The organism is Duganella sp. 3397 (assembly GCF_031456625.1).
GTDB classification, from domain to species: domain Bacteria; phylum Pseudomonadota; class Gammaproteobacteria; order Burkholderiales; family Burkholderiaceae_D; genus Rugamonas; species Rugamonas phyllosphaerae.
The window spans coordinates 561,671-579,487 of sequence record NZ_JAVDVB010000001.1; the positions used below are offsets into that span (position 1 = coordinate 561,671).

Here is a 17,817-nt window from a genome sequence, read left to right on the forward strand (position 1 = left end):
CATGCGCCGCTCTTCATCCTCCGGCTTTACCCTGCTCGAAGTGCTGGTCGCCCTGGTCATCGTGGGCACGGCGCTCGGTGCGTCGCTGCGCGCCGTGGGCAGCCTGACCCAGAACAGCGCCGGCCTGCGCGCGTCCATGATGGCCACCTGGTCGGCCGAGAACCGCCTGGTGCAACTGAGCCTGGCCCGCGTGTACCCGGCCATCGGCAAGCAAACCTACGAATGCCCGCAAGGCGACATCAAGCTGATGTGCGAGGAGGCCGTGATCGCCACCGCCAATCCGCGCTTTCGCCGGGTGGAAGTGAGCGTGTACGACCAGGCCAACCCGGAACGCCGCATCATCAAGCTGGCGCAGGTGCTCAGTCCATGATGGCGCAGTCCCCGCTGAACCACCGTCCGCGCCAGCGCGGCTTTACGCTGATCGAGTTGCTGGTGGCAATTACCATCCTGGCCTTCGTGGCGGTGCTCGGCTGGCGCGGCCTCGACGGCATCATCCGCTCGCGCGACAAGCTGACCGCCGAAATGGCCTACACGCGCGGCCTGCAACTGGCGTTCGCCCAGCTGCAAAGCGACACGTCCAACCTGGCCGGCACCGCGTACCTGAATCGCCGCCCGATGATCGCGGCCGACAATAACCGCATCACGCTGGTGCGCATGTCGATGCTGGAAAATGAACCAACCCGGCTGCTGGTGGTCTCATACCGGGTGCGCGATGATGGCGTGCTGGTGCGGCGCGAGTCGAATCCCACCCGCGACCTGCGCGAGCTCGACACGCTGTGGCAGGCTGCGCTGGGCGACACCGATACGTCGGCCAGCGTGGTCTTGCAATCGGGCGTGCAGGCGATGGCCATGCGCTACTGGGCCGACAACCAGTGGCTGCCGGCCAACGGCACCGCGCCGGTCAGCGGTACCGGCGTGCCCACCGGGCTGGAAGTGACGTTGGCGGTGCAGGGACAGGAAGCGCCGCTGGTGAAATCCTATCTGCTGGGGGAATTGTGATGGCCGGGCAAAGCAGGCACCGGCAGCCCCGCACACTGCTGCGCCAGCGCGGCGTGGCGGTGGTGACCGCCTTGCTGCTGACCACGCTGGCGGTGACCATCGTGGCCAGCCTGTTCTGGCAGCAGCAGGTGCAGGTGCGCTCGATGGAAAACCAGCGCCTGCAATTCCAGACGCGCTGGATCGTGCGCGGCGCGCTCAGCCTGAGCCGGCTGATCTTGCAGACCGACTTTTTCAGCAAGGGAGGCTTGACGATCGAAAACGGCATCTGGGCCCAGCCGCTCGAGGAAACCAGGATCGACGATTACATCGAACGCGAGCAGCGCGAGAACGAGAATTTCAATGCCACGCTGTCGGGCCGGATTGTCGATGCGCAGTCGCGTTACAATCTGACCAATCTGACCACCGGCAATACGGTGAGCCAGGTCGATGTCGCGATGTTCCAACGCCTGCTGACCGTCTTGCAGCTCGATCCCGCCCTGGCTTTGCCGCTGGCCAGGCAGGTCGCCAGCAGCCAGCCGCCGGCCCCGCCGCAGGCGGGGGCGGGCACGGTGACGCCGCCCCTGCAGCAGCAACAGCAACAGCAACAGGGTGGCGAGCCGATGGGACTGGTGCGGGTGGACGATCTGCTGACGGTGAGCGGCTTTACGCAGCCGGCGATGGAGCGGTTGCGGGACTTTTTGATCATTCTGCCGCAGCGCACCGAGCTTAACTTGAACACGGCAGCGCCGGAATTGCTGGCGGCGCTGTCGCCGAGCCTGCCGTTGGCCGACGCCAACGTGATGGTGAACGCGCGCAAGCGCGGGGGGTTTTACCGTACTACGACAGACTATACGGGCCAGTCGCAACTCGGGGCGGCCAACCGTCTGCCTGTGCAAGGGTTGCTTTTCGGTGTGAAGAGCGATTTCTTCCTGGTCTACAGCCGGGTGCGGCTGGACCGGGCCGCGCTTGACGCGGTGTCGCTGCTGCAGCGCGATAACGCGGGGCAGAGCAAGGTGTTGTGGATACGCGAAAACGAGAACGGCGATCAACGAAAGCGAGAATTTTGACTACTTTATTTATCCGCTACCCGGCCAAGGCCAGCGTCGACAGCGGCGCCGCGCAAACCTGCGCGTTTGCCCTCGTGGCCGACGGCGGCGCTGTGCAACAACAGGGCAACGCGCCGCTGGGCAACCTCGGCGCGATGGTGGCCTCGGCCCGCCGCGTGACCCTGTTGCTGGCCGCCTCCGACGTGACGCTGCTGCGCGTAAAGACGCCGCCGCTGGCGCCGGCGCGCCTGAAGGCGGCGCTGCCGGCGCTGGTGGAAGAACACGTACTGGGCGATGTGGCCGACTGCGTGCTGGCTGCGTCCGCCACGGCCCCCGACGGCCTGCGCACGGTGGCCGTGGCGCAGCGCGCCTGGCTCGAGGTGCTGGTGCAGGCGCTGATCGCCCAGGGCGCGCATAGCGTGTCGGCGGTGCCGGCGCAGCTGTGCCTGCCGTTCCAGCCCGGTTCGGTCTCGGCCAGCCTGCACACCAACGATGCCGGTTTCGAACTGACCATGCGCCGCGACCAGTTCGACGGCCTCGGCCTGACCCTGCCGGCGCAGCCGCTGGCCGCGCTGCAGACGGTGCGCGCGCTGGCCGGCGCCGAGCCGGTCACACTGTATGTACCGGCCGACGACGCCAAGCTGTTCGCCCCGCACCTGGCCGAAGTGAACCAGAACGGCGACAGCCTGACGCTGGAAGAAGACCGCTGGGAACACTGGGTGGCCTCGGCCCGCGCCGCCGGCCTCGACCTGTCGCCGGCGCTCGGCACTTCTGGTGCTGCCGCGCGCGAATGGCGCCGCTGGCGCTGGCCGCTGCGCTTTGCCGCGCTGGCGCTGCTGGTCAACGTGGTGGGCCTCAATATCGACTACTTCGGGCAAAAGCGCGAAATGGCTGCAGTCGAGCAATCGATGACGCAGGCGTTCCAGTCGGCGTACCCGAACCAGCCTGTCAGTACCGACCCGATCCGGCAAATGCGCCAGAACGTGGAGCGCGCCAAGGGCGGCGACGGCCAGGCGCCGACCGATAGCTTCCTGGCGCTGTCGATCGACGTGGGCGAGGTGCTGGCCACCTTGCCCAAGCGCGACGTGGTCGCCAGCATCGATTACCGCGAACGCGCCCTGCAGGTCAAGGTCAAACCCAATACGGTGGACGGCGCCGCCATGGCGCTGCTGCGCACCGCCTTGCAGGCGCGCCAGCTGGAGCTGACCGAAGCGACGCCGGGCACCTGGCAGATTCGCCGCCAGGCCACCCCTAAACCATCGGCGAAGGCATCAGTGGCATGAGCAAGTTCGATCAAAAAATACAAGACCTGCGCGGGCGCGCCACCACCTTCTGGATGGCGCGCACCGAGCAGGAACGCAAGTTCCTGGGAGTGGGCGGCGTGGTGCTGGTCCTCGGCCTGTTCTACGGCGTGCTGCTCGACCCGGCGCTGTCCGGACGTGCCCGGCTGGCAACCGAATTGCCGCTCAAACGCCAGCAGGCAGCTGAAATGCAGGCGCTCGCGCGCGAAGCGATCGCCCTGCGCGGCCAGAACAATATCGCGCCGCCACCAATGACGCGCGAAAGCCTGGCCGCCAGCCTGGCTGCGCAAGGCCTGGGTTCGCCCACCGTCAACATCACCGGCGAATACGCCAGGATCCAGCTCACCAACGTGCCGTTCGCGGCCGTGGTGACCTGGCTCGAAGCGGCGCGGGTGGACAGCCGCATCGCCGTGCAGGACGCCAATTTTGTCGCGCAGGACGTGGCCGGCATGGTCAACGGCAATATCACCTTGCGCCAGAGCCAGCAATGACAACAGCCCAGATGATCCTGAAAGCCCGTCCGTGAAGCGCGCCCTGCTGTGGGTAAGCACCTGCGTGCTCAGCGTGCTGTTGACGCTGGCCATCTTCTTTCCCGCCGCCTGGCTCGGCGCGCTGGTCGAGCAGCGCACGGGCGGGCGTTTGACCCTGGGCGACGCGCAGGGTACGCTGTGGCGCGGCTCCGCGTTTATCGGCGGCGCGGCCGGCGGCAATGGCCCGGTCACGCCGCTGCTGCCGGGGCGCTTTACCTGGACCGTGTCGCCGCTGGCGCTGATCGGCATGGTCGATCTGCGGCTGGAAAACCCGCAGGCGCTGGCGCAGCCGGTCACCTTCAAGGGCAGCTGGTCGCAGTGGCAACTGAGTCCGTCGGCGCTGCTGCTGCCGGCCGAGGGCCTGGCCGGGCTGGGCGCGCCGCTGAACACGCTGGCGCCGAGCGGCACCATGCGCCTGTCGTGGACCGGCCTCGAGCTGGCGCTCGACCAGAAACAGATCGGCGTCAACGGCCGCACCACGCTGGAGATGACCGACATGTCGTCGCGGCTGGCGCCGGTGCGCCCGCTCGGCAGTTATGCGTTGGCGCTCGACTGGCGCGGCCAGCAGGCGGCGCTCACGCTGAGCTCCGTCAAGGGACCCCTGCTGCTCAGCGGCAGCGGTAACCTCAACCGTGGCCGCCTGAATTTTTCCGGGCAGGCCGAAGCAGCACAAGGATACGACGACGTACTGGCCAACCTGCTGACCTTGCTAGGCCAGCGCCGTCCCGGCACCGACCGCACCATCATCGCTTTAGAGTTCCATTCTTAAAAGTTCAGCCCCATGAAAAAACAGAGCCCAACCCAACTTCCCGCGCTGCGCCGCCTGAACGCTGCTGCGATGCTGTGCTGCGCGCTGGTGGCGCCTGCCGCCACGGCGCTGCTGCCGGGCGTCGCGCACGCCGCTGCCAAGGCCGCGCCTGCCGATGACGCCGCCGCGCTCAATTTCGTCGGCGCCGACATCGAATCGGTGATCAAGGCCGTGGGCCATTACACCAATATCACCTTCGTGATCGACCCGCGCGTGAAGGGCACCTTGACCCTGGTGTCGGAAAAATCGATCACCAAGTCGCAGGCGTTCAGTTTGCTGACCTCGGCGCTGCGCCTGCAGGGCTTTGCGGTGGTGAGCGGCGACGGCTACGCCAAGGTGGTGCCGGAAGCGGACGCCAAGCTGCAGTCGTCGCCCACGCAAGTGGGCTCGGCGCCTACCCAGATCAAGGGCGACCAGATCGTCAGCCAGATCTTCCAGCTCAATTACGAGTCGGCCAACAACGTGGTCACCGTGCTGCGCCCGCTGATCTCGCCCAACAACACCATCAACGCCAACCCCGGCAACAACACGGTGGTGATTACCGATTACGCGGACAACCTCAAGCGCCTGGCGAAAATCATCGCCGCGCTCGACGCGCCCGCCACGGCCGACCTCGACGTGATCCCGGTGCGCTACGCGATCGCCAGCGACATGGCCGCCATGATCAACAAGCTGATGGATGCCAGCGGTGGCGGCGGAGCTGCCGGTGGCGCCGGCGGCGATGCCGGCCGCGTCAACGTGCTGGCCGATCCGCGCACCAACTCGCTGGTGCTGCGGGCGCCGTCGCAGGCGCGCGCCAACCTGGCCAAGTCGCTGATCGCCAAGCTCGACCAGCCGACCCAGGAACTGGGCAACGTCCACGTCGTGTACCTGAAAAATGCCGAAGCGACCAAGCTGGCGCAAACCCTGCGCTCGCTGGTGTCGGGCGACACGTCCAACCCGAACCAGAACAGCGGCGGCACCAGCAACAACGGTGGCCAGGGCATGAACAACAATTCGTTCGGCGGCCAGAGCAGCAATACCGGCATGAATTCGGGCTCGGGCAGCAATACCGGCGGCACCAACGGTCCCACCAACCCTCTGCTGACCGGCAATAACAATCAGCAGCAACAGGGCGGCGGCGGCCAGGCCGGCTTCATCCAGGCCGACGCCACCACCAACACGCTGATCATCACCGCACCGGAATCGATTTATCGCAACCTGCGCGCCGTGATCGACCAGCTCGACGTGCGCCGCGCCCAGGTGTACATCGAATCGCTGATCGTCGAAGTATCGTCCGACAAGGCGTCCGAATTCGGTGTGCAGTGGCTGGGCGCCACCGGCGACGCCAACAGCAAGTACCGCCTCGGTGGCGTGCAGTCGTCCGGCGTGGCCGGGGCCAACAACAACATCCTCGGCGTGGCACAGGCGCTCAGCGGCTCGGCCACCGCCACCGCCGCCAGCCTGCCTGGCGCTGGTTTGACCGTGGGCATCTTCAAGCAGGTTGCGGGCGGCCTGGGCCTCGGTGTGCTGGCCCGTTCGCTGGAATCGGACGGCAACGCCAACGTGCTGTCCACGCCGAACATGATCACGCTCGACAACGAGCTGGCCACCATTTCGGTGGGCCAGAACGTGCCGGTCCTGACCGGCCAGTTCACCACCACCTCGGGCACCAACACCAACCCGTTCCAGACCATCGACCGCAAGGAAGTGGGCCTGACGCTCAAGGTGCGGCCGCAAATTTCCGAAGGCGGCACCATCAAGCTGGCGATTTACCACGAGACCTCGAGCGTGGACCAGTCCACCTTGTCGGCGCCGGCCGGCATCACCATCAACAAGCGCGTGATCGAAAACAACGTGGTGGCCGACGACGGCCAGATCATCGTGCTGGGCGGCCTGATCGAAGACACCGAGGGCGACAGCGTGGACAAGACCCGGGGCCTGGGCGACATCCCGATCCTGGGCAACCTGTTTAAGTACCAGAAACGCTCGCGCAGGAAAACCAACCTGATGGTGTTCCTGCGCCCGGTCGTGATTCGCAGCAAGGATCAAAGCACCAGCCTGGCCACCGACCGCTACGATTACATGCGCGGCGCCCAGGAGGCGATCAAACCGCCGGACAGCATCCTGGTCAAGGACCTGGGCCAGCCGTCGCTGCCGAATATGCAGAGCGGCCAGCCGACCGCCAGCGGCACCATGGCGCGGCCGATCCAGACCGTGCCGTCGCAAACCGTGCCGGGCCGGGCCGAGAACATCGCGCCACTGCCTTCTGCGCAGCCGCAGCAACCCCAGCTGCCACCACCGCTGTATCAACCACAGCCGCAACAACAGCCACAGCAGCAATAATGATGGAACGCCTGCAATGAACAATCTTCTGCCCTTCGCCTTTGCCCGCGATTACGTAGTGCTGGCGCAGCCGAGCGATACCGCCGAGAACACGGTCGACGTGCTGGTGTGCGGCGCCACGGCGCCGGCCGCCATTGCCGAGGTGTCGCGCCGGTTCGGCCGCATCCAGCTCAAGAACCTGGCCCGCGCCGACCTCGAAATCGCCATCGCCTCGGCCTACGCCGGCGCCGGCGGTAACGCCTCGATGGTGGCCGACGAGTTCGACGCCAACCTCGACCTGACCAAGTTGCTGCAGGACGTGCCGGCCATCGAAGACTTGCTCGAATCGTCCGACGACGCCCCGGTGATCCGCATGATCAATGCGCTGCTCACGCAGGCGCTGCGCGACAGCGCGTCCGACATCCACATCGAACCGTTCGAGCAGACCTCGGTCGTGCGGTTCCGCGTCGATGGCGCGCTGCGCGACGTGGTGCGCCCGCGCAAGGCGATCCACGGCTCCTTGATTTCGCGTATCAAGATCATGGCGCAGCTCGACATCGCCGAGAAACGCCTGCCGCAGGATGGCCGCATCACCTTGCGCATCGGCGGCAAACCGGTCGATGTGCGCGTCTCCACCTTGCCCACCGGCCACGGCGAGCGCGCCGTGCTGCGTTTGCTCGACAAGGAAGCCGGGCGGCTCGACCTGAACCACCTGGGCATGAGCGCGACCATGCTGCCCAAGTTCGATGCGCTGATCAACCAGCCGCACGGCATCGTGCTCGTCACCGGCCCGACCGGCTCCGGTAAAACCACCACGCTGTACGCGGCGCTGTCGCTGCTCAACGCCACCACCACCAACATCATGACGGTGGAAGACCCGATCGAGTACGACTTGAATGGCGTCGGCCAGACCCAGGTCAATGCCCGCATCGACATGACCTTCGCCAAGGCCCTGCGCGCGATCTTGCGGCAAGACCCGGACGTGATCATGATCGGCGAGATCCGCGACCTGGAAACGGCGCAGATCGCCGTGCAAGCCTCGCTCACCGGCCACCTGGTGCTGGCCACCCTGCACACCAACGACGCGGCCGCCGCTGTCACGCGGTTGCTGGACATGGGGATCGAACCGTTCCTGCTGTCGTCGTCGCTGCTCGGCGTGCTGGCGCAGCGCCTGGTGCGCAAGCTGTGCGGTCACTGCAAGAGTTTCGACGGCCAGCTGTGGCAGCCGGTCGGCTGCGAACATTGTGGCCATACCGGCTATACCGGCCGGGTGGGCGTGTACGAATTCCTCGAGACGACCGAGCAGATCCGCGCGCAAATTCACAACCGCGCCTCGGAAGCGGAAGTCAAGGCGGCGGCCGTGGCCAGCGGCATGATCACCATGCGCGAGGACGGTGAGCGCTGGTTGGCAAGCGGCGTGACCACCCAGGCCGAGTTGCTGCGCGTGACCAAGGATTAAGGACTAGGGACCAAGATGCCAGCATTCCGTTACGAAGCCGTCGATGCCGGCGGCGCCACCAGGAAAGGCGTGCTCAACTCCGACAGCGCCCGTTCGGCGCGCGCCGAGTTGCGCACGCTGGGCCTGGTGCCGCTCAAGGTGGACGCCATTGCCGCCCAGCTTGACGCGGCCGGCGTGGCCAAGCGGCGCGGCTTCGGCGAGCGCCTGTCCACCACCGAGCTGGCGCTGCTTACGCGCCAGATGGCCAGCCTGCTCGAGGCCGGCCTGCCGCTGGAACAGGCGTTTACCGCGCTGCTGGAACAGGCCGAGCGCGCGTACCTGCGCGACCTGATCGCCTCGATCCGCGCCGAGGTGATCGGCGGCGCCGCGCTGTCGGACGCACTCTCGCGCCACCCGCGCGACTTTGCCGAAATTTACCGCGCGCTGGTGGCGTCCGGCGAGCAGATCGGCCAGTTGTCGCGCGTGCTCTCGCGCCTGGCCGACTACATCGAGCGCCGCAACGCGCTGGTGCAAAAGGTGCGCCTGGCGTTCACCTATCCGGCCATCGTCACCGTGGTGGCGTTTGCCATCGTGATCTTCCTGCTCACCTACGTGGTGCCGCAGATCGTCTCGGTGTTTGCCAACACCAAGCAGAAACTGCCGCTGCTCACCGTCATCATGCTGGCCATTTCCGACTTCGTGCGCAATTACGGCATCGTGGTGGCGATCGCGCTGATCGGCGCCTGGTTCGCCTGGCGGCGGGCGCTGGAAAATCCGTCGCTCAAGCGCCGCTGGCACACCTGGCTGCTCACGGCGCCGCTGTACGGCAAGTTCGAGCGCAGCTTGAACACCGCACGCTTTGCCAGCACCCTGGCGATCACCACCGGCTCCGGCGTGCCGATCCTGCGCGCGCTGGAAACCAGCCGCGACACCTTGTCCAACGTCGCCATGCGCGAACTGGTGGAAGAGGCCAGCGACGCCGTGCGCGAAGGCGTGAGCCTGGCGCGATCGCTGTCGGCCCAGCGCCACTTCCCGCCGATGCTGGTGCACATGATCCGCGCCGGCGAAATCACCGGCGAGCTGCCGGCCATGCTGGACCGTGCCGCGTCTGCCCAGGAAGCCGACCTCGAACGTCGCACGCTCACCATCGCCGGCCTGCTCGAACCCGCACTGATCCTCGCCATGGGCGTGGTGGTGCTGCTGATCGTGCTGGCGGTGCTGATGCCCATTATCGAAATCAACCAGCTTGTGCGCTGACCCGGAAAGACCGTTATGAAGCGTTTGCCCCTGTTTGTTACCGTCCTGGCCGTGGCGCTGTTGTGCGCGTCGCTGGCCTATTGGGTGTTGCAGTTCAACCAGCCCCGCCAGCGCGCGATTGCCGCGCCGCCCCCGGCGCCGCCGGCCGTCCTCAACCTCGACGCCGCCAAGGGCCTGTTCGGCGGCCAGATCACGGTGGCTGCCGCCAGCAACTACCAATTGAAGGGCGTGGTGGCCGCCGGCGCCAGCGGCAGCGACCGCGACAGCGCCGCCATCGTGGTGGTGGACAACCAGCCGGCCCAGGCGTATGGACTGGGGCGCGAACTGGTGCCCGGCGTGATCGTCAAGGAGATTTATCCGAAGTTCGTGCTGCTGTCCGAAGGCGGCGCCATCAAGCGCCTGGACTTGCCCAGCGATGCCGGCGCCACCAGCACCGCACCTGCGCTGCCGGCGATCCAGCCGGTGCAGCCGCCACCGCCACCACCGGCGATGCCCGCGCCGCAGGTGCAGATGCAGCCGGCCCCGGCCATGCAACCGGCCGGCACGGTGCCGCCGGCTGCCGGCGCGCAAAATCCGCGGCCGCAGAATAATCCCGGTGTGCCCGCTAACGGTAACGGTAACGGCAATGGCAACAATCCGAACAACGCCAACAACCCCAGCAACCCCAACGCGATCGGCCCGGTCCCCGGCTTCGGCCGCCAACAATGAACCGGGTCCAGCCCATGACAGGTTTTCGTTTCCTGGCCGCAGCCCTGTGCTGCGGCTTTTTCTTGTCCGCGGCAGCAATTGCCCAACCCGTCTCCCCGGCCAAGCCCGAGGTGCAATCGAAGCCGCGTCCCAAGGTGGCGCTGGTGCTCTCGGGCGGTGGTGCGCGCGGCTTCGCCCATATCGGCGTGCTCAGGGCGTTGCAGGAATTGCGGGTGCCGGTCGATATCGTGGTGGGCACCAGCATGGGCAGCGTGGTCGGCGGCGCGTACGCGGCCGGCAGCTCGGTCGAGCAGCTGGAACTGCTGGTGCGGCGCACCGACTGGGCGGCGGTGGTGGCCGACCGTCCGCCGCGCGACGAGCTGGTGTTCCGCCGCCGCGAAGAGGATTTATTGCTGCCCTCGCGCATCGAACTGGGCGCGCAATGGGACGGCGTGACCTTGCCGCCGGCCGCTGCCGGCAACGAGGCGCTGGAACTGGCGCTCACGCGCGTGCTGCCGCACGGCGCGCGCGACAAGCCGGTCAACCTGCTGCAACTGCCGTTCCGCTCGGTCGCTTCCGACCTCGTGACCGGCGAACTGGTGGAGTTGTCCGATACGCCGCTGTTCCTGGCCATGCGCGCGTCGCTGGCGGTGCCGGGCGTGTTTGCGCCGGTGCGCATCAAGGACCGGCTGCTGGTCGATGGCGGCCTGGTGCGCAATCTGCCGGTGGACGTGGCGCGCGAGATGGGCGCCGACATCATCATTGCCGTCAACGTGGGCACGCCGCTGGCGCAGGAAAAGGAACTGGTCAGTGCGGTGAGCGTGGCGCAGCAGATGCTGCAAATCCTCACCGAGCAGAACGTCCAGCGCTCGCTCAAGGAACTGCGGCCCGGCGACATCCTGCTGGCGCCCGACCTGGGCGGCATCGGCTTTCTCGATTTTGGCCGCCACGACCGCGCCATGCGGGCGGGCGAGGCGGCGGTGCGCGCCATGAGCGACAAGCTGGTTGGCCTGGCGCTGCCGGAGGCGCAGTATGCGTCGTACGAATTGAGCCGGCTGTCGGCGCCGGTGCCGATCGACCAGCCGATGCGCCTGGCCAGGCTCGACGTCGCGCCGAGCGGCCACATCAATCCGCAAGAACTGGCCGTGCAATCGGGCCTGAAAGTGGGGCAGATGGTCACCGGCGAGCAGGCCCAGCGTGCCGGCAATTCGCTGTTCGGCCGCGGCGACCTGGCGCGGGTGGAAACCGAGGTGCGCGACGACGGCGATGGCCGCAGCGTGCTGATCAAGCCGACCGAGGCCGACTGGGCCCGCAGCCGCTTGCGCGTGGGGCTCGAGTTCAGCAGCGACTCGCACGACAACAACACCTTCCAGTTCAAGTTCATGCACGTGCTGTCGTCGGTCAACGACTGGGGGGCCGAATTGCGCACGGTGGTCAACCTCGGTACCCAGCGCACCTTCGGCACCCAGTTCTGGCAACCGCTGGGCGCGGGCTCGCAATGGTACGTGGCGCCGTCGCTGCAACACGGCATCGTCACGCGCGACATCTTCGATACGGGCGGCTTTCGCCAGGCCCGCTACGGCTACAACGCCCACAGCGCGACCTTTGCGATCGGGCGCCAGCTGGGCCGCTGGGGCGACCTGCGCTACAGCGTGTCCCGTCAGCGCGCCAACTCGCAGCAGAGCATCCCCTACCAGCCCGAGGTGATCAGCGACCGCGAGACCGTGCGCGCGGTCTCCTACAACGTCGATAGCCTCGACACCATCGCCTTCCCCACCCGCGGCCGGCTGTTCAACATCGAATGGCAGGGACGCCAGAACGGCGATGCCAATGCCGCCGTGGCCACCCAGCAGCGCGTGCAATGGCTCGAAGCATTCCACATCGAGCGCTGGGCCGGCCACCTGTACGGCGAATGGTCGCGCAACCGGGGCGCGTCGTCCACGTCGAACCTGGGCGGCTTCCTGCGCCTGTCGGGCACCATGCCCGAATCGGTGGCCGGCGCCCGCACCATGCTGGCGCGGGTGGTGACTGCGCGCAGCATCGGCAGCATGCCAGCCGCCTTGGGCGGCGACGTGCGAGTAGGCTTCTCGCTGGAAACCGGCGGCGCCTACAGCGACAGCGCCTCCCTGCACCGCAACACCCTGCGCCAGGCAGCCAGCGCCTTCATCTCGGTCGATACGCGGTTCGGCCCACTGTACTTCGGCGCCGGCAAGACCCGCGACGGCAGCACCAGCGGCTACCTGTTCCTGGGCCCGGTGTGGTGAACTTCGGGGTCAGTGCCGACATTCGGACACGAGCCCAGCTTATAGCGCTTGAGGCCGTGTCTAAATGTCGGCACTGACCCCGAACCTTGGGTATATCAGCGGGTTTCGGCGCGGCGCAGGGCGGTGAAGGCGGCGAACTCCCATGACCGGAAACCGACCAGCAGCGTAAAGCCGTCACGGTCGCCGGGGGCGAGTTTGCGGTCGCCCTGGTGCAGGCGCGCCAGTTCGCCGGCCAGTTGCTGGATGCGGCCCACCAGTTCCTGGGCGCTGGGCAGCGACAGCCGCGCGGGCAGGCACAGCAGGGTCTCGCCGGCGCCGGCGAAGCTGCCGCTGAAGTAATCGCTGACCGCGTGATCGCGGAAGAATTGCTGCACCGGGCCGTCCGGCAGCCAGCGAAACGCGTTCGATACGCGCAGCCGGTAACGATTCAACGGCTTTAGTTCGATCACGCCCAGTCGGTCGAGTTCGGCCAGCAGCATGATGCATTCGGGTTCGGTGAGATTGTAGGTTTCCAGTACCTGCTCCACGGTCCAGTGGCCGAGGCAGCAAATCGCCATCAGCAGCAGGTGCGGATGCGCCAGCAGCGCTTTTTCCTGGGTGAGGGTGAGGGCGTCGGTTTGCGGGGTGGCGTCGGCGGCGCCGCGCAGCACGTCTTCCATCGGCACGCCGGCCGCCTTGCAGATCTGGGCCAGCCGCGAGAGCGACATGTCTTGCTGCCCGAACATGCGCTTGACGCTCGATTCGCTCATGCCGATGCGCTCGGCCAGCATTTTATAGGTGACGCCGGCAGTGCGCATTTGCGTGCGCAGCACCTGCAACAGCAATTCGGGAGAGCTCATGATACGCCTGGTGGAGAGTCGAAAGGTATCGTATCACGATACCAGGCGTGGCGAGAAGTGATGCCTGGGACAACACGCTAGGACTGGCGCCGTAAGTGGCGCACACTGCTTGCATGGATTCGGAGCGGACGCCATCACCGGTGTCCGCCAAAGATCCAAACCAATTCCAGCAAAAGGCCTCGAACACCGCAGCGATGTTCGAGGCCTTTTTTATGACTCGTCGGGATCGGGCTTGAGCGCAATATTTGCCAGTTGTCGCTTGGCGGCCTGGCGCTCGGTAGACGGCGGCTTGGCATGCGGTCCGGCGCCCCCAGCGCGTGCCTTGGCAGCGACCGCCACCGGGTTGCGCGGTGGCGGCGATGGCGGCACCCTGGTAGGTGCGACCTGTTTCTTTTGCCGCGTTGCCAATGCTTTATTCGCCATCGCTGTTCTCCTATGGAAGCTTGAAAACCGTAGCGAGCGGCTTGCTGTCGTTTTGAGTAGCGGAAGCGTACGAAGGTACGCTGAGCAACGGAGAGGCGATAGCAGGCCGCGCAGTAGGTTTGCGAGCTTTCATGTTAAAGCACGTAGCGCGACAGGTCCTCGTTGACCGCCAGCGCATCGAGCCGCTCGTTGACATACGCGGCGTCGATCGTGACGACCTTGCCGCTGGTTTCGCTGGCGCTGAACGACACTTCCTCCAGCAGCTTTTCCATCACCGTGTACAGCCGGCGCGCGCCGATGTTTTCGGTGCGCTCGTTGACCGAGAAGGCGATTTCGGCCAGGCGCGTAATGCCTTCCTGCGAGAATTCCACTTTGACGTCTTCGGTCGCCAGCAGCGCCTCGTACTGCTTGGTCAGACAGGCATCGGTGCTGGTGAGAATGCGCTCGAAATCGGCGATCGACAACGATTCCAGTTCCACCCGGATCGGGAAGCGGCCCTGCAGCTCGGGAATCAGGTCCGATGGCTTGGCCAGGTGGAACGCGCCGGACGCGATGAACAGGATGTGGTCGGTGCGTATCATGCCGTACTTGGTGTTGACGGTGGTGCCTTCCACCAGCGGCAACAGGTCGCGCTGCACGCCGGCGCGCGAGACGTCGCCGCCGCCCATCTCGGAACGGGTGGCGATCTTGTCGATCTCGTCGAGGAACACGATGCCGTTCTGCTCGACGTTCTGGATCGCCTTCTGCTTCATTTCCTCGTCGTTGATCAGCTTGGCGGCTTCTTCATCGACCAGGAACTTCATCGCTTCCTTGATCTTGACCTTGCGCGCCTTTTTACGGGTGTTGCCGATGCCCGAGAACATGGTCTTGATCTGTTCCGTCATCTCTTCCATGCCCGGCGGCGCCATGATTTCCATTTGCGGGCCGGCGTCGGCGATGTCGATCTCGATTTCCTTGTCGTCGAGCTCACCTTGGCGCAGGCGTTTGCGGAAGGTCTGGCGCGTGCTGTCGCCTTCCTTCGGCGCATCGGCCGGCGCGGCATTGTTCGGCTGGAAGCCGAAGTCGCGCGGTGGCGGCAGCAGGATGTCGAGCACGCGGTCTTCGGCGGCGTCTTCGGCGCGGGCGCGTACCTTGGCCATTTCGGCCAGGCGGGTTTGCTTGATGCCGATGTCGATCAGGTCGCGGATGATGGTATCCACGTCGCGGCCGACGTAACCGACTTCGGTAAACTTGGTGGCCTCGATCTTGATGAACGGCGCATCGGCCAGCTTGGCCAGGCGACGGGCGATCTCGGTTTTACCGACGCCGGTGGGACCGATCATGAGGATGTTCTTGGGCGTGATTTCGTGGCGCAGCGGTTCTTCCACCTGCTGACGGCGCCAGCGGTTGCGCAGCGCGATGGCGACGGCCTTCTTGGCCTTGCCCTGGCCGACCACGTGTTTGTCGAGTTCGCCGACGATTTCCTGGGGAGTCATGTTCATGCGGGTTCCAGTGTTTCGATGATGTGGTTCAAGTTGGTGTAGATGCACAACTGGCCGGCAATCGTCAGTGATTTTTTGACCACTTCCGCAGGCGAGAGTTCCGTGTTTTCCACCAGCGCCTTGGCGGCCGACTGGGCATACGTGCCGCCCGAGCCGATCGCGCCCACGCCGTCTTCGGGCTCGAGCACGTCACCGTTACCGGTGATCACCAAGGTCGATTCGCTGTCGGCCACCAGCAGCATCGCCTCCAGGCGGCGCAGCACGCGGTCGGTGCGCCAGTCCTTGGCCAGCTCGACGGAGGCGCGCAGCAGGTTGCCCTGGTGCTTTTCCAGCTTGCCTTCGAAGCGGTCGAGCAGGGTGAAGGCGTCGGCAGTGCCGCCGGCGAAACCGACCAGGACCTTGCCGTTATAAACCTTGCGCACCTTGCGGGCCGTGCCCTTCATGACGATGTTGCCGAGCGTGACCTGGCCATCGCCGCCGAGCGCGACATCCTTGCCGCGTCGCACGCACAAGATGGTGGTGCCGTGAAATTGTTCCATGTTGACCTCAAATATTCAGTTGGTTGATGCCGCACTGCGTCTTGAAGGGGAAAATGGGGACAAAAAACGCAATTGCAATCCCTGAGCCGGACACGGCGACAGGACAAAAAAAAGCACGCGGGGTGAGGCGCGTGCTTGGGGAGGGTTGCTGCCGGGCTTAGTCGCCGTACAGCTTTTGCTTCAGTTCGCGGCGCTGCTGCGCTTCGAGCGACAGCGTGGCGGTCGGGCGGGCGATCAGGCGCGGGATGCCGATCGGCTCGCCGGTCTCTTCGCACCAGCCGTAGTCGCCGCCGTCGATGGCCACGATCGACTGCTGGACTTTTTTCAGCAGCTTGCGTTCGCGGTCGCGGGTGCGCAGTTCCAGCGCATGCTCTTCCTCGATGGTGGCGCGGTCGGCCGGATCGGGGACCAGCACGGTTTCGCGCAGGTGCTCGGTGGTTTCGCCGGCGTTCTTGAGCAGCTCTTTTTCAAGCTGTTGCAGTTTCGCCTTGAAAAAAGCCATCTGCGCCGGGTTCATGTAGTCCTTCTCATCCATCTTGAGAATTTCTTCTTCGGTCAGGATGCGCTCGGCTGCGGTCGATTTATTAGTTTTAGTGGTCATAACTTCGCTTACCTTCGATACGACAGAGTTTTCAAATTGATCAGCAGAAGGGCCCCAGGCCGTTACGCTGCACCGGTATCCGCCAGTGGCTTGCCAGCTTGGTGTGGTGTTTATGCTATCCCCACAAAACCCGGATAGTTTATACCAGACATTGTTCTAATCCGCTAATAAAGATATCTTTTGGCAGATTTTTACCTATAAATACCATTTTGCTGCCACGAACTTCAGTCTCGCTCCACTTGGCGCCCAGGTCGCTGCCCATGATCTGGTGCACGCCCTGGAACACGACCTTCCGATCGGCGTCCTGCATTAACAATACCCCTTTATAGCGCAGCATGCGAGGACCGTAGACATTGACCAGGCCGCCGAGGAATTCGTCCAGTTTGGCGGTGTCGAACGGGCGTGTGCTTTTGAACACAAACGCGGCAATGTCGTCGCTGTGGTGGCCCTGGTGGTGGTTGTGCTCGTGGCCGTGCTCATGGGCGTGGTCATGCTGGTGACCATGGCCGTGGCCGCAGTGCTCGTCATGCACGTGGTCGTCGTCGTGGACCTGGTCGGTTTCCAAAAAGTCCGGGTCGAGTTCGAGCTTGTCGTTGAGATTGAAACCTTTCAGGTCCATCACCTCGGCCAGCGGCGCGCGGCCGAAGTCGGCGGTGCTGATCGGCGCGCGCGGGTTGATGCGTTTCAGGCGCGCGGTCAGCGTGGCCAGTTCTTCCGGCGTGACCAAATCGGTTTTCGACAGCAGCAGCTTGTCGGCAAACCCCACCTGGCGCTGGGCTTCCTCGTGCTGGTCCAGCTGGTCCATGGCGTGACGCGCATCGACCACCGTGACCACCGCGTCGAGCATGAAGTGAGCGCCTACTTCCTCGTCCACGAAGAAGGTTTGCGCCACCGGGCCCGGGTTGGCCAGGCCGGTGGTTTCGATCACCACGCGGTCAAAGGTCAGTTCGCCGGCTTCGCGCTTTTGCGCCAGGCTCGACAGTGCCACGATCAGGTCGCCGCGCACGGTGCAGCAGATGCAGCCATTATTCATCTCGACGATCTGTTCGCCGCTGTCCTGGACCAGGATCTCGTTGTCGATGTTTTCCTGGCCAAACTCGTTTTCGATCACGGCAATGCGCATGCCGTGCGGTTCCTGCAGGATGCGGTTGAGCAGCGTGGTCTTGCCGGCGCCAAGAAAGCCGGTCAGGATCGTGGTAGGTATCATATGCGCGCCAGTCTGGTGTGTGGGCCCCCTAGATGGGGATCAAGTGCAAAAATGCAATCGCAGATTATGCCGGAAAATCAATGGGAGCCATGTTTCGTCCGATTGAGGCGCGTC

17 protein-coding genes are annotated in these 17,817 nt (G+C 65.5%); 11 read left to right on the plus strand and 6 right to left on the minus strand.

Annotation, left to right across the window (positions count from 1 at the left end; all coding sequences use genetic code 11):
* Position 1 precedes the first annotated feature (1 nt).
* Genes gspI through J2X54_RS02525 form a run of 11 tightly spaced genes read left to right on the plus strand, consistent with a single transcriptional unit; the run spans position 2 to position 12,613 of the window.
* Entirely contained in the window at positions 2-370 is a 369-nt protein-coding gene (gspI, locus tag J2X54_RS02475) for a type II secretion system minor pseudopilin GspI (protein ID WP_070246602.1), read from the plus strand.
* The gene (locus tag J2X54_RS02480) at positions 367-999 is read left to right on the plus strand and encodes a prepilin-type N-terminal cleavage/methylation domain-containing protein (protein ID WP_310177354.1); all 633 of its coding nucleotides are present in this window, start codon (positions 367-369) and stop codon (positions 997-999) included. The genes gspI and J2X54_RS02480 overlap by 4 nt, the downstream gene beginning before the upstream one ends.
* Entirely contained in the window at positions 999-2,045 is a 1,047-nt protein-coding gene (gene gspK, locus J2X54_RS02485; protein ID WP_310177357.1) for a type II secretion system minor pseudopilin GspK, read from the plus strand. The genes J2X54_RS02480 and gspK overlap by 1 nt, the downstream gene beginning before the upstream one ends.
* Complete coding sequence (gene gspL, locus J2X54_RS02490) at positions 2,042-3,307, plus strand: type II secretion system protein GspL (RefSeq protein WP_310177359.1); 1,266 nt, start codon at positions 2,042-2,044, stop codon at positions 3,305-3,307. Before gspK ends, gspL begins: the two co-directional genes overlap by 4 nt.
* Complete coding sequence (gene gspM, locus J2X54_RS02495) at positions 3,304-3,816, plus strand: type II secretion system protein GspM (RefSeq protein WP_070246598.1); 513 nt, start codon at positions 3,304-3,306, stop codon at positions 3,814-3,816. Before gspL ends, gspM begins: the two co-directional genes overlap by 4 nt.
* 31 nt (positions 3,817-3,847) lie before the next feature.
* The gene (gspN, locus tag J2X54_RS02500; protein WP_070246597.1) at positions 3,848-4,624 is read left to right on the plus strand and encodes a type II secretion system protein N; all 777 of its coding nucleotides are present in this window, start codon (positions 3,848-3,850) and stop codon (positions 4,622-4,624) included.
* A 12-nt stretch (positions 4,625-4,636) separates the two neighbouring features.
* Complete coding sequence (gspD, locus tag J2X54_RS02505; protein ID WP_310177367.1) at positions 4,637-6,988, plus strand: type II secretion system secretin GspD; 2,352 nt, start codon at positions 4,637-4,639, stop codon at positions 6,986-6,988.
* 16 nt (positions 6,989-7,004) lie between these two features.
* Complete coding sequence (gspE, locus tag J2X54_RS02510; protein ID WP_070246595.1) at positions 7,005-8,426, plus strand: type II secretion system ATPase GspE; 1,422 nt, start codon at positions 7,005-7,007, stop codon at positions 8,424-8,426.
* A 15-nt stretch (positions 8,427-8,441) separates the two neighbouring features.
* Entirely contained in the window at positions 8,442-9,662 is a 1,221-nt protein-coding gene (gene gspF / locus J2X54_RS02515; protein ID WP_310177370.1) for a type II secretion system inner membrane protein GspF, read from the plus strand.
* 15 nt (positions 9,663-9,677) lie between these two features.
* Positions 9,678-10,370: a type II secretion system protein N gene (locus J2X54_RS02520; RefSeq protein ID WP_310177372.1), complete on the plus strand. Its 693-nt coding sequence runs from the start codon at positions 9,678-9,680 to the stop codon at positions 10,368-10,370.
* A 14-nt stretch (positions 10,371-10,384) separates the two neighbouring features.
* A complete protein-coding gene (locus J2X54_RS02525) occupies positions 10,385-12,613 on the plus strand; it encodes a patatin-like phospholipase family protein (protein WP_310177374.1) in 2,229 nt (742 codons plus the stop codon).
* Positions 12,614-12,708: 95 nt separating this feature from the next.
* Here the strand turns inward: J2X54_RS02525 and J2X54_RS02530 are convergent, their stop codons facing one another.
* The 6 genes from J2X54_RS02530 to J2X54_RS02555 form a co-directional block, all read right to left on the minus strand.
* On the minus strand, positions 12,709-13,452 hold the full coding sequence (locus tag J2X54_RS02530) for a helix-turn-helix domain-containing protein (RefSeq protein WP_070246591.1): 744 nt from the start codon (positions 13,450-13,452) through the stop codon (positions 12,709-12,711).
* 210 nt (positions 13,453-13,662) lie between these two features.
* On the minus strand, positions 13,663-13,875 hold the full coding sequence (locus tag J2X54_RS02535; protein WP_310177378.1) for a hypothetical protein: 213 nt from the start codon (positions 13,873-13,875) through the stop codon (positions 13,663-13,665).
* Between the two features lie 134 nt (positions 13,876-14,009).
* Positions 14,010-15,356 carry an ATP-dependent protease ATPase subunit HslU gene (gene hslU, locus J2X54_RS02540; protein WP_208599994.1) on the minus strand — a complete coding sequence of 449 codons (1,347 nt, stop codon included), beginning with the start codon at positions 15,354-15,356 and terminating at the stop codon, positions 14,010-14,012.
* Positions 15,353-15,895, minus strand: a complete 543-nt coding sequence (gene hslV, locus J2X54_RS02545; RefSeq protein ID WP_070246589.1) for an ATP-dependent protease subunit HslV — start codon at positions 15,893-15,895, stop codon at positions 15,353-15,355. The genes hslU and hslV overlap by 4 nt, the downstream gene beginning before the upstream one ends.
* Before the next feature lie 157 nt (positions 15,896-16,052).
* Positions 16,053-16,496, minus strand: a complete 444-nt coding sequence (gene dksA / locus J2X54_RS02550) for an RNA polymerase-binding protein DksA (RefSeq protein ID WP_019924723.1) — start codon at positions 16,494-16,496, stop codon at positions 16,053-16,055.
* A 139-nt stretch (positions 16,497-16,635) separates the two neighbouring features.
* On the minus strand, positions 16,636-17,703 hold the full coding sequence (locus J2X54_RS02555) for a GTP-binding protein (protein WP_310177382.1): 1,068 nt from the start codon (positions 17,701-17,703) through the stop codon (positions 16,636-16,638).
* Positions 17,704-17,817 lie beyond the last annotated feature (114 nt).

Bases quoted from the DNA above. Each gene is read 5' to 3' on its own strand.
- gspE (WP_070246595.1), top strand. From the start codon at position 7,005: ATGAACAATCTTCTGCCCTTCGCCTTTGCCCGCGATTACGTAGTGCTG.
- dksA (WP_019924723.1), bottom strand. From the start codon at position 16,496: ATGACCACTAAAACTAATAAATCGACCGCAGCCGAGCGCATCCTGACC.
- J2X54_RS02480 (WP_310177354.1), top strand. From the start codon at position 367: ATGATGGCGCAGTCCCCGCTGAACCACCGTCCGCGCCAGCGCGGCTTT.
- J2X54_RS02530 (WP_070246591.1), bottom strand. From the start codon at position 13,452: ATGAGCTCTCCCGAATTGCTGTTGCAGGTGCTGCGCACGCAAATGCGC.
- J2X54_RS02535 (WP_310177378.1), bottom strand. From the start codon at position 13,875: ATGGCGAATAAAGCATTGGCAACGCGGCAAAAGAAACAGGTCGCACCT.
- gspF (WP_310177370.1), top strand. From the start codon at position 8,442: ATGCCAGCATTCCGTTACGAAGCCGTCGATGCCGGCGGCGCCACCAGG.
- hslV (WP_070246589.1), bottom strand. From the start codon at position 15,895: ATGGAACAATTTCACGGCACCACCATCTTGTGCGTGCGACGCGGCAAG.
- gspI (WP_070246602.1), top strand. From the start codon at position 2: ATGCGCCGCTCTTCATCCTCCGGCTTTACCCTGCTCGAAGTGCTGGTC.
- J2X54_RS02555 (WP_310177382.1), bottom strand. From the start codon at position 17,703: ATGATACCTACCACGATCCTGACCGGCTTTCTTGGCGCCGGCAAGACC.
- gspM (WP_070246598.1), top strand. From the start codon at position 3,304: ATGAGCAAGTTCGATCAAAAAATACAAGACCTGCGCGGGCGCGCCACC.
- gspK (WP_310177357.1), top strand. From the start codon at position 999: ATGGCCGGGCAAAGCAGGCACCGGCAGCCCCGCACACTGCTGCGCCAG.
- J2X54_RS02520 (WP_310177372.1), top strand. From the start codon at position 9,678: ATGAAGCGTTTGCCCCTGTTTGTTACCGTCCTGGCCGTGGCGCTGTTG.
- gspD (WP_310177367.1), top strand. From the start codon at position 4,637: ATGAAAAAACAGAGCCCAACCCAACTTCCCGCGCTGCGCCGCCTGAAC.
- hslU (WP_208599994.1), bottom strand. From the start codon at position 15,356: ATGAACATGACTCCCCAGGAAATCGTCGGCGAACTCGACAAACACGTG.
- J2X54_RS02525 (WP_310177374.1), top strand. From the start codon at position 10,385: ATGACAGGTTTTCGTTTCCTGGCCGCAGCCCTGTGCTGCGGCTTTTTC.